The sequence below is a fragment of the Micromonospora sp. NPDC005206 genome (assembly GCF_040608175.1).
GTDB lineage: Bacteria > Actinomycetota > Actinomycetes > Mycobacteriales > Micromonosporaceae > Micromonospora.
Map to the genome: position 1 here is coordinate 60,171 of NZ_JBEXHU010000009.1, position 13,322 is coordinate 73,492.

At 74.5% G+C, this 13,322-nt stretch carries 11 protein-coding genes and 1 pseudogene; 4 read left to right on the forward strand and 8 right to left on the reverse strand.

Annotated elements, in window-relative coordinates; genetic code table 11:
* Positions 1-58 precede the first annotated feature (58 nt).
* Together ABZU69_RS15150 and ABZU69_RS15155 are read right to left on the reverse strand one after the other, a co-directional pair.
* Positions 59-1,039, reverse strand: coding sequence for a sulfite exporter TauE/SafE family protein (locus ABZU69_RS15150; RefSeq protein WP_354964932.1), 981 nt, complete (start codon positions 1,037-1,039; stop codon positions 59-61).
* 101 nt (positions 1,040-1,140) lie between these two features.
* Complete coding sequence (locus tag ABZU69_RS15155; protein WP_354964933.1) at positions 1,141-1,605, reverse strand: Rrf2 family transcriptional regulator; 465 nt, start codon at positions 1,603-1,605, stop codon at positions 1,141-1,143.
* A gap of 271 nt (positions 1,606-1,876) precedes the next feature.
* On the opposite strand from ABZU69_RS15155, the gene ABZU69_RS15160 reads away from it, so the two are divergent.
* On the forward strand, positions 1,877-2,545 hold the full coding sequence (locus ABZU69_RS15160) for a YceI family protein (RefSeq protein WP_354964934.1): 669 nt from the start codon (positions 1,877-1,879) through the stop codon (positions 2,543-2,545).
* Positions 2,546-2,650: 105 nt separating this feature from the next.
* Here the strand turns inward: ABZU69_RS15160 and ABZU69_RS15165 are convergent, their stop codons facing one another.
* The 5 genes and pseudogenes from ABZU69_RS15165 to ABZU69_RS15185 all read right to left on the reverse strand — a co-directional run bounded on the left by ABZU69_RS15165 (position 2,651) and on the right by ABZU69_RS15185 (position 7,041).
* Positions 2,651-3,535, reverse strand: a complete 885-nt coding sequence (locus ABZU69_RS15165; RefSeq protein ID WP_354964935.1) for an acyl-CoA thioesterase II — start codon at positions 3,533-3,535, stop codon at positions 2,651-2,653.
* Positions 3,532-4,980, reverse strand: coding sequence for a pyruvate kinase (pyk, locus tag ABZU69_RS15170; RefSeq protein ID WP_354964936.1), 1,449 nt, complete (start codon positions 4,978-4,980; stop codon positions 3,532-3,534). The genes ABZU69_RS15165 and pyk overlap by 4 nt, the downstream gene beginning before the upstream one ends.
* A 191-nt stretch (positions 4,981-5,171) precedes the next feature.
* Positions 5,172-5,723, reverse strand: coding sequence for a BBE domain-containing protein (locus ABZU69_RS15175; RefSeq protein WP_354965118.1), 552 nt, complete (start codon positions 5,721-5,723; stop codon positions 5,172-5,174).
* Between the two features lie 296 nt (positions 5,724-6,019).
* Positions 6,020-6,655, reverse strand: a pseudogene (locus ABZU69_RS15180) (FAD-dependent oxidoreductase); the annotation flags it as partial.
* A gap of 20 nt (positions 6,656-6,675) precedes the next feature.
* Positions 6,676-7,041: a YciI family protein gene (locus tag ABZU69_RS15185; protein WP_089019800.1), complete on the reverse strand. Its 366-nt coding sequence runs from the start codon at positions 7,039-7,041 to the stop codon at positions 6,676-6,678.
* Positions 7,042-7,284: 243 nt separating this feature from the next.
* On the opposite strand from ABZU69_RS15185, the gene ABZU69_RS15190 reads away from it, so the two are divergent.
* Both ABZU69_RS15190 and ABZU69_RS15195 read left to right on the forward strand, forming a co-directional pair.
* Complete coding sequence (locus ABZU69_RS15190) at positions 7,285-7,605, forward strand: hypothetical protein (protein WP_354964937.1); 321 nt, start codon at positions 7,285-7,287, stop codon at positions 7,603-7,605.
* The gene (locus ABZU69_RS15195) at positions 7,602-8,096 is read left to right on the forward strand and encodes a hypothetical protein (protein WP_354964938.1); all 495 of its coding nucleotides are present in this window, start codon (positions 7,602-7,604) and stop codon (positions 8,094-8,096) included. The genes ABZU69_RS15190 and ABZU69_RS15195 overlap by 4 nt, the downstream gene beginning before the upstream one ends.
* 54 nt (positions 8,097-8,150) lie before the next feature.
* Here the strand turns inward: ABZU69_RS15195 and ABZU69_RS15200 are convergent, their stop codons facing one another.
* On the reverse strand, positions 8,151-12,137 hold the full coding sequence (locus ABZU69_RS15200) for a CHAT domain-containing protein (RefSeq protein WP_354964939.1): 3,987 nt from the start codon (positions 12,135-12,137) through the stop codon (positions 8,151-8,153).
* A gap of 220 nt (positions 12,138-12,357) precedes the next feature.
* Here ABZU69_RS15200 and ABZU69_RS15205 point away from each other — a divergent pair, with 220 nt between their 5' ends.
* The gene (locus ABZU69_RS15205) at positions 12,358-13,230 is read left to right on the forward strand and encodes an aldo/keto reductase (RefSeq protein WP_354964940.1); all 873 of its coding nucleotides are present in this window, start codon (positions 12,358-12,360) and stop codon (positions 13,228-13,230) included.
* Positions 13,231-13,322 lie beyond the last annotated feature (92 nt).

The following is a 13,322-nucleotide window of genomic DNA, read 5'->3' on the forward strand; positions in this document are numbered from 1 at the left end:
GGGCCCCTTCTTAACGCCTCGTGTAGAGGAAGGGTCCCTTCCTAACCGCTTGCCGCGGTCAGCGGGCGGCTGGCGTACCCGTGCCGGCAAGCTCGGTCGGCACGGCGCCGGTGGCCGCCGGGACGGGAGGAGCGGTGGCGGCGCTCACGGCGGTGGCGGGCGCGGCGGCCATTGCGCGGGCTCGGCGGGTGCGGCGCAGGGTCCGCACGGCCAGCACCAGCGCGGCCAGCCAGCCCGCCGCCAGGAGGGCGTAGACCGCGGGGCGGACCGGACCGTCCAGCTCGGCGGACCGGAGCAGCGTGCGGGCGTTGGTCAGCACGATCACGCCACCGACCGCGGCGCCAAGCAGTTGGGCCGGCACGATGCGCACCAGCCACGCGGCCAGCGGGGCCGCGACGAGCCCACCGATGAGCAGCGCGGCGACCGTGGGCAGCAGGAACCCCTCGCTGCCCAGCGCGATCAGGAAGCCGACGCTGGCCGCGCCCGCCACCACGAGCTCGGCGGTGTCCACCGAGCCGATCACCTTGCGCGGCTCCATCCGGCCGGAGACCAGCAGCGCCGGAGTGGCCACCGGACCCCAGCCACCGCCGCCGGTGGCGTCGACGAAGCCGGCGACCAGGCCGAGCGGACCGAGGAAGCGACCGCGCAGCCGCCCGCCGACCCGGTCGGTACGCAGCGGCCGGGCGAAGCGGACCAGCAGGTACGCGCCGAGCGTGAAGAGGATGCCGGCCATCCACGGCGCGGCCGACTCGGTGGAGATCGAGCTGAGCAGGGTGGCGCCGGCGAACGCGCCGATCGCGCCGGGCAGCGCGATGCGGGTCACCACCCGCCAGTCCACGTTGCCGAACCGCCAGTGCGCCACCCCGGCGGCGAGCGTGGTGCCGATCTCGGCCAGGTGCACCGACGCCGACGCGGCGGCCGGGGCGACCCCGGCGACCAGCAGCAGGGTGGACGACGTCAGCCCGTACGCCATGCCGAGCGAGCCGTCGATCAGCTGCGCGGCGAGCCCGACCAGAGCGAGGACCAGCAGCTTGCGCACGAGCGCCCCCTGACTTTTCGGCATCTCCTATCGACTTAGTCGACAATGCGGCACGGGGCGACCCGGGTCAAGTGCCCGATCGGTGGATGAGACGCCGGCGGTCAGATCCAGGCGCGCGGGTCGGCGGCCAGCTCGGTGACCCGGGCGGGCAGCGTGTTCGCGGCCACGTCGCCGACGCTGACCAGCTCCAGGATCTCCCGCTCACTGGCCCGCAGCGCGATCCAGACCTCCTGGAGCGCGCTGGCCGGGCCGTGATAGCCGAGCGTTTCCGGGCGCTGTCCGCGTACGTGTGCGAGCGGCCCGTCGATCACCCGGATCACCTCCGCGAGGGAGATCTCCTCGGCCGGACGGGCCAGCCAGTAGCCGCCCTCCGGGCCACGCTGGGCGTGCACGATGCCGCCCCTGCGCAGCTGGAGCAGGATGCTCTCCAGAAACTTCGGCGGAATCTCCTGGGCCCGGGCGATCTGGTCGGCCGTGACCGGTCGGCCCCGCCCGGGGCCGCTGGCCGTCGCGGCGAGCTCGGCGGCCGCGCGGAGGGCGTAGTCGACCCGGGCGGAGAGGCGCATGTCGGCAAGGTTAGCCCTCGGGTCAGCCGGCCGGACGGGCGACCCTCGGCCGATCGGCCACGCATCGACGAAAAGCCGGCCCGCTCGGGTCGCTGACCCGAGGCATTCGAGGACGCGTGAAGTGCGTCATGATTCACCGTGCGGTGGGCCCCGAAAAGCTGCTCGGAAGCGTCCTTATGCTGGGCGGGGAGTACGACTGTCTGACCGTTTGCCTGGGCTCCATCAGCACATTGATAAACACCCGGGGTCCACCTCGGGGGGAAGGCACACGATGACCGATATCGCGACACGCACCTGGGATGGCATGACCATCCCGGTCGCCGGCACCTATCGTCTCGATCAGGCGCACAAGCGGATCGGTTTCCTGTCCCGGCACATGATGGTCAGCCCGGTGCGGGGTGAATTCGCCGAGGCGACCGCGCAGATCTTCGTGGCGGAGGACCCGCTGCTCTCCTCGGTCACCGCCACCATCGAGACGGCGAGCATCACCACCGGGAGCGTCGACCGGGACACACATTTGAAGAGTGCCGATTTCCTCGACGTGGATCGTTATCCCACTCTTGAATATCGAAGCACGGGTATCAGTTGGCAGGGCAACGAGGATCCCATCTTCTACTGGGCGCGTCTGCGAAGGAATCGACTCGGTGGACGAGGCAGAAGTCACAATCTCCCACCGCAGTCGGACCCGGCACCCGGACGATTCGTGCTGACCGGTGAGTTGACGGTGAAGGGGATCACCCGGGTGGTCGACCTGCAGGTGAATTTCGGCGGCGCCCGGCGCGATCCCTATGGGCAGAACATCTTCGGATTCAGCGCGACGGCGGAAATCAACCGCGAGGACTACGGCCTGCTCTGGAATGTCGCGCTCGAAAGTGGCGGAGTTCTGGTCGGCAAGACCGTGCAGATCGAGATCGCCGGCGAGGGCATCCACCAGCCCTGACCCGCGCCGCGCGCGTCAGTGGTGACGGCGCTCGGCCAGAGACAGTCGTCCCCGCCCGGACGCGACCTGTGAACAGGTGCGTGCCTGGCGGGGATGACGGCAGCCTCAGGCGCCGACGCGGCGCAGCAGGCCCTCCTGCACGGCGCTGGCGATCTGCCGGCCGTCGGTGGTGAACATCCGGCCGGTGGCCAGCCCGCGAGCGCCGGACGCCGACGGGCTCCAGCAGTCGTAGAGGAACCACTCGTCGGCCCGGAACGGCCGGTGGAACCAGAGCGCGTGATCGAGGCTCGCGCCGACCACCCCGCCCGGCCCCCACACCTCGCCGTGCACCGAGAGCACCGAATCCAGCAGGGTGAGGTCCGAGGCGTAGGTGAGCGCGCAGGCGTGCAGCAGCGGATCGTCCGGCAGCTTGCCGTCGATGCGCATCCAGACCCGCTGGTGCGGGTCGGCGGGCCGGTCGCCGGGACGAACCCAGCCGGGCTCGCCGACGTAGCGCACGTCGATCGGGCGCGGGATCTGACCCCAGATGCCCAGCCGCTCCGGGTAGCGGGAGAGCCGGTCCGTCATCGTCGGCACGTCCTGCGGGGCGGGCACGTCCGGCGGGGCCGGCGCCTGGTGGTCCAGCCCCTCCTCGGCCCGCTGGAAGGACGCCGACATGAAGAAGATCGGCTTGTCGTGCTGCAGAGCCACCGCCCGGCGGACCGAAAAGGACCGGCCGTCGCGGATGTTCTCCACCTGGTACTCGATCGGCTCGACCGGGTCGCCCGGGCGCACGAAGTAGCCGTGCAGGGAGTGCACGAACCGCTCCGGGTCGACCGTGCGGCCGGCCGCGACCAGCGCCTGGCCGGCGACCTGGCCGCCGTACACCCGCTGCGGGCCGACCGGGGGGCTCATCCCCCGGAAGGTCATCTCCCCGGCCGGTTCGAGGTCCAGGACCTCCAGCAGCTGGTCCACCGCGGCCTGGCCGACCGCGGCCCGGCCGTCGCTCACTGCAGCGCCCGCGCCGACGCCGCGTCGACGAGCGACCCGAGCTGGTGGACGCGAAGGGTGTTGGTCGAGCCGGGGGTGCCGGGCGGGCTGCCCGCCACGATCACCACGTAGTCGCCCGGGTTGGCCCGGTTGAGGCCGAGCAGCGCCTCGTCGACCTGGCGGAACATGTCGTCGGTGTGCTGCACGAACGGCATCAGGAAGGTCTCCACGCCCCAGCTCAGGGCGAGCTGGCTGCGCACCTCAGGGACCGGCGTGAAGGCCAGCAGCGGGAGGTCGCAGTGCAGCCGGGAGAGCCGCCGGACGGTGTCGCCGGTCTGCGAGAAGGCGACGAGCGCCTTGGCGTTGATGGCCCGGGCGATCGACGAGGCGGCCACGGTGAGCGCGCCGCCGTGCGTACGGGGGTCGTGCTGCAACCGGGGCACCCCGATCGAGCCGGCCTCGGTGGTCGTCACGATCTTGGCCATGGTGCTGACGGTCAGCACCGGGTACTTGCCGACGCTGGTCTCGCCGGAGAGCATCACCGCGTCCGCGCCGTCGAGCACCGCGTTGGCCACGTCGGAGGCCTCCGCCCGGGTGGGGCGGGAATTCTCGATCATGGAGTCGAGCATCTGGGTGGCCACGATGACCGGCTTGGCGTTCTCCCGGCACAGCTGCACGGCCCGCTTCTGCACCAGCGGGACCTCATCCAGCGGCATCTCCACGCCGAGGTCGCCGCGGGCCACCATGACACCGTCGAAGGCCAGCACGATGGCCTCCAGGTGGTCCACCGCCTCCGGCTTCTCGACCTTGGCCAGCACCGGGCGGAACACGCCCTCCTCGGCCATGATGCCGTGGACGAGCTTGATGTCCTCCGCCGAGCGGACGAACGAGAGTGCGACCAGGTCGACCCCAAGCCCCAGGGAGAAGCGCAGGTCCTCGGCGTCCTTGTCCGACATGGCGGGCACGCTGACCGCCACGTTGGGCAGCGAGACGCCCTTGTTGTTGGAGACCGGCCCGCCCTCGGTGACCAGGCAGCGGATGTCGTTGCCGGTGACGTCGGTGACCTCGACGGCGACGCGACCGTCGTCGATCAGCAGCCGGTCACCGGGCTTCACCTCCTGCGGCAGCTTGCGGTAGGTGCAGGAGACCCGGTCCTTGGTGCCGATGATGTCGTCGCCGGTGATCACGACCGAGTCGCCGGTGCGCCACTCGTGCGGGCCGTCGGCGAACCGGCCGAGCCGGATCTTGGGGCCCTGCAGGTCGGCGAGGACGGCCACCGGCTTGCCAGCCGCCTCGGACGCCTCCCGGACCAGTCGATAGACCGCCTCATGGTCGGCGTGGCTGCCGTGGCTGAAGTTGAGCCTCGCCACGTTCATGCCGGCCTCGACGAGACCCCGGATGCGCTCCGGGGACGAGGTGGCGGGTCCAAGAGTGCAGACGATCTTCGCGCGGCGTGTCACGCCCATCAGGCTAGTCTCTCCTTCAGGTCGGACTCGGGGCCGACCCCTTGCAGGCAGCGGAACAATTGTCCAACGACGCGCGGTGCGCGTCGGGCCGGCGGGCACCGGGAACGTTGTGGCGACGGGCAACGGCGACCGCGCGCCGGGAATCGTACGCCTCCGCTGGCAGGCGCCGTCCGGGTGCTCCCGGCGGCGGCTCACCCGGAGTGCTCCGGCGGCGGCAGGGTGGGCACGGCGGTGAGCAGGTCACGGGGGTCGTAGCGCCGCTTGGCCCGGAGCAGCCGCGCCCAGTTCGCGCCGTAGGCCAGCCGGAGGCGGTCGGTCTCCTCGGGGCGAGCAGGTTCGGGTAGCCACCGGGCAGGGCGTGCGCGAGCGCCGCCGAGGTGCGCTCGGCCCACTCCCGGTGCGGCTCGGACACCCCGCCCGGCGCCCAGACGGCGATCACCTCGGTCAACAGGTGATCGGCCCGCAGGCCGAACGCCGTGTCGTCGCGCCGCACCCGGCTGGCCGCGCCGTGGAAGTGGTGCAGGGCCAGCGCGGAGAACGGCGAGCTGACCTGCCGGGCGGCGTCGACCAGCGCGTCCACCGCGGCACCGGTGAGCGCGGGCAGCCAGCGGGTCCGCAGCAGGTAGTGGTTGCCGTCGACCATCCCGCCGTCGAACATCCGCAACGCGTCCGCGTACGGCAGCGGGCCGACCTGGTCGACCAGCGGGACGCCCAGCGCCCGCAGCCGGTCCACCCACGGCCACCCGGCGTCCAGGTCCGGGCCGCTGTAGAACGGGCAGACGAAGATCACCGGCTCGCCGGCGGGACCGGGCAGGAAGCCGGCCATCACGGTGAGCTCGTCCGGGGCCTCGGCGAGCACCGCCGCGTAGCCGCGCAGCACGGCCGGCGCCTCGGCCAGCGCGAACATGATCATGCCGGCGAGCACGGCGGGCAGCCGGTGCGCGCGGTACCGCAGCTCGGTGACCACGCCGAAATTGCCGCCGCCACCACGCAGCGCCCAGTACAGCTCGGCGTCGTGCCGGGGGTCGGCGGTGACCCGGCGACCGTCGGCCAGCACCACCTCCGCGCCGAGCAGGTTGTCCAGGGCCAGGCCGAACCGGCCGCAGAGCGGACCGTACCCGCCCGCGAGGGTGAGCCCGGCCATGCCCACGTCCCGGACCACGCCGGTGGGCACCACCAGGTCGTACGGGCGGGCGGCGGCGAGCAGGTCAGCGGCGGTGGCGCCGCCGGCCACGGTCACCGTGGCCGCGTCCGGGTCGACGCGGACCGCGCGCAAGCCGGTCAGGTCGAGCACCAGGCCGCCGTCGCGCAGCGCCCGACCGGCCCAGTCGTGCCCGCCGGAACGGACCGAGAGCGGCAGGTGGCACCGTGCGGCGATGCGGACCACGCCGGCCACCTCGTCGGCGTCCAGGCATCGGGCGACCAGCGCGGGCGCGCGGTCCACGGCGGCGTTCCACAGGCGGGTGGCGGTGACGAAAGCAGGATCGCCGGGCTCGTGGAGGCGGTCACCGAGCAGGGCGCGCAGCCGGGTGATGGCGGACGCGACATCGGGGGTGGCGGCGGAGCTCACGGCGACTCCTCGACCGGGGCCGGCCGCCGGCGCCGGGTGCGCCCCGAAGGCGGTCCTCGCTGGGCGCGACCGTAGCACCGGGGGGCGGCCGACCGCCGTCAACATCACGACAGCCGTCGATCCGGTCAGCTCTCGGTCTTGGCCAGCGGAAACTCCAACGACCCGGCCGGGCAGAGGAACGTCAGCACGTCCACCCGGTAGAGCCCGGCCTGCACCGCCGGGTCGGCCTCCAGCACGCTGCGCACGTCGTCGACGCTGCCGGTGCGGGCCAGCCCGAAGCCGATCGGCGGCTCCGGGTTGCGGGCCGGCCCGTCCACCGAGCCGGCGACCAGGATGATGCCGCGTTGCTGCAACGCCTGCATGTGCTCGGTGTGCTCGGCCTGCAACCGCTGCACGGTCTCGTTGGGCAGGGCCCGTCCGGCCGCGCCGGGATAGATCACGATGCACTCGTACGTGTCGAGCGCGAAGTCGACCTGCGGCACTCCCGCCATGGGTGCTCCCTCCGCCGTCGCGCCCGGGTACGGACCGGTCCGGCTGCCCGAGCCGGTGTCGCGGCACGCGCCCAGCGTCGCACGCCGACGGCGGTCGTACCGCTCGCTCCGGCCAACTGGCCCCGGTCCGGCCCGTCACGATCGCCGTACCGGCGGCGGTGCTGGTGGTCATCCGACACGTCGACCGGCCGGGCGCCGCGACCGGCTACGGTGGACGGTCCGGGTGGGCGGCGGGAGGTCGGGATGCGCGACGACGAACCGGCGGCCGGCCCGCTGCCGTACGTCGAGGTGACCGACGAGGCGTACGCGGCGCAGACCGCGGCGGGCTTCACGGTGCGGGAGTTCGAGTTCGCGGTGCTGCTCAGCGGACGATGCCCGCGGTGCGACCACTCGACCACCAGCACGGTGGTCGACGATCTGTACCGGCGGGAGGCCGCGCCGGCCGCCCCGGACCCGGGCTACCGGACGGTGCTCTGTGAGTGCGCGGCCGACCACCCGTCGCGCCCCGCCGGGCTGCGCGGCTGCGGCGCGTACTGGACGCTGCAGCTGGCGGTCGAGGCGTGATCCGGCTGCGCCCCGGGCCGCCCGCGACCGTCGCCGACCTGCACCGGGCGCAGCAGTTGGCCGGGCTGCTGCGCGGTGAGCTGGAGCGGGTCCGCGCGGCGGCGGTCGCGTGGCGCAACGGCCTCGGCGGTCTGCTGGTGGCACTGGTCGGGTTCAGCCTGATCCGGGGCCGCACCGACGTCAGCACGCTGGCGCCGCGCTGGGGGGCGCTGGTCGGCGTCCTGCTGCTCGCCGCGCTGACCGCGGGGGTGGGTGGGGCGCTGGCGCTGCTGCGCGCGGCGCACGGCAGGTTGGCGGTGACCCCGGTGGAGGCGCTCCCACCGGCCCCGCTCGGCGACCACCTGGAGGCGATGGCGGCGGTCCGGTCGCTGCGGACCGGGGTACGGCTGGTGCTGCTCTGCACCGCGCTGCTGGTCGCCGCGGTCGGGGTGACCTGGTACGCACCGGCCCGACCCGACCCGCCAGCCGCCGTCTCCGCCGCTGAGCGGTAAGGAAGGGCCCCTTGTTAACGCCTGATGTTGTACAAGGGGCCCTTCCTAACAGGTTCAGGGGCCGAGGTGGGCGTAGCCGGCCCAGGTGTCGGGGCGGTCGGGCAGGGCGGAGCGGAGCTGGCGGACCGACTGGTGCAGGGCGACCGCCGCCCGGTCCGGTGCGATCCCCCCGGGCACCGCCAGGCCGGCGTACAGGTCGGCGCAGAGCCGTACGGTCAGCGCATCCGAGATGGACCAGAGCGCGCCGATGACGTGCCGAAACCCGGCGAGCTGGAACGCGGTGCCGAGGGTGAGCGCCTCGTCGGGCAGGGCGGCCCCGCCGCGCACCGTCTCGCAGGCGGACAGAACGGCCAGCGCGGCCGGGCTGCCGGCGGGCCGCCACAGGTCCCGGACGTGCAGCGAGCCGCCGGCCAGGGTGAGGCGCCCCCAGGCCGGGGCGCGCAGGTCCTGGGTGCCGTGGCAGGACAGGTGGGCGACCGGCTGGGCGGGCAGCGCGGCGAGCACGGCCGCCGGGGTGGCCGCCGGGCCGAGGAGCGCACGGACCCGTGGCAGGTGCCGACGGACGATCTCCTCCTCCCGCGCGACACCGGGCAGGTCGGCCAGGCCGGGGGTCTGGGGCATGCCGACGACGAGCGCCGCGTCGACCGGCTCGGGCCGGGCCGGCACGCCGCGTCGGGCGTGCGCCAGCGCCCGCAGCGAGGCGGTGTACGACGGCACGACCCGGTCCAGCACCCCGTCGCCGCCGTCGAGCGGGCCGGCCGCGTGCAACGGCAGCAGGGTGAGCAGCCCGGTCGGGCACCACCACAGCCGTGGCCAGTCCGCCCCGGCGGCGGGTACGGCACCCGACGGCGCCGGGGCGGGCGCGGCCGCGTCGAGCACCGGTGCGGCGACGACCCGCCACAACCAGTCCAGCGTCTGACCGACCTCGGTCCGGGCCGTCAGCCGGCGGCGCTGCGCCGCCGGATCCGGGCCGTCCGGCGCCGCCGCCCCGGTGAGCACCGCGATCGCGGTCAGGAAGCTCGCCGTCCGGGTGACCAGCTCGGCCAGGGTAAGCCCGGGCAGCGGGACCACGGTGACCTGGTTGTCGGCGACGACCAGCGCGTCGCAGCGCCGCGCGGCCACGTTGACCAGCACCACCGGGCCACCGGCAGCCGCCCGGGCCAGGGTGGCGAACGGTGGCGGGCGGAGGAAGTCGGCGAACCCGGGCCGGGCGCGGATCTCCGCGAGCAGGTCGCGGCGCCGGACGGCGAGGTCGTACCGCTGCTCGACACGGCCGCTCGGATCGTCCGAGCCGGCGGGCGACAGCGCGGTGAAGCCGTCGAGAGCGGCCTGGAGGTCGGTGAGCCGGGCTGCCAGCCGAGGGGACCCCGCGCGTAGTGCGGCCAGGTCGGCGCCCGCGTCGTGGGCCCGGGTCAGCAGGACGCCGCGGCCGTACTCGAGCAGCTCGACGGCGCGTTCCGGGCGGTCGAGGGCGATGGCGACCGCGGCCGCGGCGCTGGCCAGCCCGGGGAACAGCCCGAGCAGGCGCGCCTGGTCGTCGGGGTCCATGCCGTGCCAGGCCACCAGGTCGATCAGCTCGATCGCGGTGGCGTACCCGTCGAGCGCGGCCGGCAGGTCGCCGGCCGCGGCGGCGTGGTCCGCGTACCGGTTCGCCGCCGACGCCCGGAGCAGCGATGGCGCGGACTCGACCGCGGCGGCGGCGCGCAGCGCGGCGGTCGCCTCGGCCAGCGCGGCGGGGGTGGCGACCGCTTCCAGGGCGGTGGCCAGGTTGCTCAGGCACATGGTGCGGGCGGGATGCTCGGCGGGCAGCGCGTCGACCGCGGCCCGGTTGGCCGCCAGCATGGCGGTGGCGTCCGCCTCGTCGCGGCCGGCCCGGTAGCGCAGCAGCAGCGCGTTGCCGAGGTTGGTGTGGATCCGGTGCCGCTCTGCGCCGGCCAACGGCTGGCGCTCGCTCAGCCGCTGGAGGAGCCGGACCGCCTCGTCCAGCCCCGCCGGGTCGTCGTGCAGACGGTGTCGCAGCAGGTGAGCCAGGGCGAGGGTGCCGTGCGTCTGCACGTACTCGGTGGGCTCGGCCTCCCGTTCGGCCAGTTCGACCGCCTCGCGCAGCGCGGTCACCGCGGCGTCGGCGTCCCGGGCGGCGCCGGCCCTGACGTGCTCGGCGGGCTGGCCGCCGGCGGGCAGCGCGCCGTCCAGGGCGAGCTCCACGCGACGGTTCAGCGCGGAGCCGTAGTTGGTGAGCGCCGACTGTCGGTCCGGGTGCCCGGGCGGCGTGGTCTCGGTCACCTGGGCCAGCACCTGAATCGCCTCGGTCAGGGTGGCCAGGTCCTGGGTCGAGGCGAACAGGGCCTGCAACACCAGGCCCAGGTTCGAGCGGTACGCGGGCAGCGCGGCGGCATCCGGTGCGGCGGCAATCGCGGCCCGCAGCGCCACGGCGGCCGGCTCCAGCAGCTCCGGCTCCCCCGCCTGGTCGGACAGTTCGCGCAGGATGTTACCCAGGTTGTTGAGCACCTGATGGCGCAGCGGGTCGGCGCGGGGAAGCAGCGACTCCGCCTCGGTCAGCGCGTCCCGGGCGGCCCGCAGGGCGCGCACCCCGCCCAGGTCGGCGTGCCCCCGGCCCAGCGCGTAGCCGAGCTCGGCGAGCCAGCGGGCCCGGTGGACCGGTTCGCCAGCGGCGTCGGCGCCCTCGCGCAGCAGCCGCACCGCCTCGGTGATGTCGTCGATCCGCCGCCGCCGCTCGTACCGGGTCACCAGCAGGCCGCCGACCACGTGTCGTATCTCGTCCGGGTCCAGCCCATCGTGCGCCGATCCGGACCCGGCCGCCGCCCGGTACGCCTCGATCGCCGCGTCGAGGTCGGCCGGGGCGGCGTCGGCCTGGTGCCGCTCGGCGAGCAGGGTCGCCAGACCGGCCTGTGCGATGCCGGCCAGCTCCGGGTCGAGACCGCCGAACCCGGTCAGCGCCGACCGGTACGCGTCGATCGCGGCATCCCGGTCGGCGGTCGCCCGGTCGCGCAGGAACCGTTCGGCGAGCGCCGTGCCGTGCAGGGCGGCGACCCGGGGGTCACCGCCGGCTCGGGCGGCGACGAAGGAGCCGATCGCCTCGTCGAGATCGGCCGGCCGGCCCCGCAGACGCCACCGGTCACGCAGCCGCTGCCCGAGGTTGGCCCGGGCCATGGCGCGCACCGAGGCGCTGGCGCCGGTGGCTCGGGCGGCGTCGCGCAGCAGCGTGATCGACTCGTCCAGGTCCGCCGGGGCGCCGTCTACCTCGTACCGGTCGCCGAGCACGTTGCCGAGGTTGAACAGCCGGGCCGGGCGTTCCGGGTCGCCGGCCGGGGTGGACTCCAGGCTCTCCCGGTGCGCCTCGATCGCCGACGGCAGGGCGCGGCGCCGCCCGAGGTACTGGAACTGGGCACGGTGCACCCTGCCGAGGGCGGACAGGTAGTGCAACCGCTCCGGCTCACCCGCGGGTGTGCCGTCCACCGCCTGTCGCAGCAGCGCCGCCGCCCGGTCGGCGCCCCGGTAGTCACGGTTGTTCTCCGCGGCGGCCATCAGCATGACGGCCTCGAGGAACAGCGCGCCGGCCTCGCCGTCGGGCAGGCCCGCCGTACGACCGTGGCGAGCCGAACCGGAGCCGGTGGGCGCGGACGCCGGACCACCGGGACCCCGTTGACCGGGGACCCGACCGGACTCCGGTGGCGGCCGGTGCGCGTGCAGCACGGCCAGCAGCGACGGTGGCACCCGTTCCGGGGCGAAGCGCAGCAGGAACTCGGTGAGCCTGACCGCCTGACCGAGGTCGTCGGCGTCCTCGCCCGGGGGCAGCAGCTGGTAGCGGTACCAGTGCAGGCAGGCGAGGAGGAAGAAGCCCTCGGCGACCGGCTCCGGCAGTGGCCCGTCCGTGGGCGTGGCGGTCACGAACTCGACGACCGCCTCGGCGTCGCGGATCGCGCCCGAGTCGAGCACCGCGCGAGGGTCCGTGGTGGCGGCGAAACCGTCCAGCCGCTCCCGCAGCCGGCGCACCGGATCGGACCTGAACCGCCGCCACATCGCGCCTCCCCCGACCGGCCGGACCGGCTGCGATCAGGCGTAGCAGACCGGACAGCGCGGGCGCCACCGGAAACGCGACCCGAATCCCGGCGCGGCCTGTGCGACCGTGTCGACCCCCACAGTCGGCACGCCGGGGATACGACGACCGGATTGGGGCATCATCAGCGGGGTGGCGAGCTGATCTCCTGCCCGCCACGACGACATGATTGGGGAACCGCGTATGGCGACCGACGTCAGCAAGCAACCCGCGAAGGCTTCCGGCAGCTACCGGATCGGCGGCGACCTCGCCGTCGACCGTCTCGGCTACGGGGCGATGCAGCTCACCGGGCCGGGCGTCTGGGGTGACCCGAAGGACCCCGCCGAGGCGGTCCGGGTGCTGCGCCGGGCGGTCGAGCTGGGCGTGACGTTCATCGACACCGCCGACTCGTACGGCCCGTTCGTCTCCGAGCTGCTGATCCGCGAGGCCCTGCACCCGTACGCCGACGACCTGGTCGTCGCGACGAAGGGTGGGTTCACCCGGGCCGGGCCGGGCGACTGGCGTGTGGTGGGCCGCCCGGAGTACCTGCGCCAGCAGTGTGAGCTGAGCCTGCGCCACCTCGGCCTGGACACGATTCCGCTCTACCAGCTGCACCGGATCGACCCGCAGGTGCCGCTCGCCGACCAGCTGGGCGAGCTGGCGCTGTTGCAGCAGGAGGGAAAGATCCGGCACATCGGGCTGTCCGAGGTGACCGTCTCGCAGATCGAGGAGTCCCGCGCGATCACCTCGATCGTCTCGGTGCAGAACCTGTACAACCTCGCCAACCGCAGCGCCGAGGACGTGCTGGAGTACTGCGAACGCAACGACCTCGCGTTCATCCCGTGGTTCCCGATCGCCACCGGTGAGCTGGCGCGCCCGGGCGGGCCGCTGGACACGATCGCCGCCGCGCACAGCGCGTCGCCCGCGCAGCTCGCGCTGGCCTGGCTGCTGCGCCGGTCGCCGGTGATGCTGCCGATCCCCGGTACGTCCTCGGTGGCGCACCTGGAGGAGAACGTGGCCGCCGCGGAGGTGCAGCTCACCGACGACGAGTTCGAGGCGCTGGCCAAGGCGACCTGACCCCGTCGACGGCGCGCCGCGGGGGGGGGGGGGGGGGCGGGCCCCCCCCCCCCCGCGCCCGGGGGGGGGGGGGGGGGGGGCCCCCCCCCCCC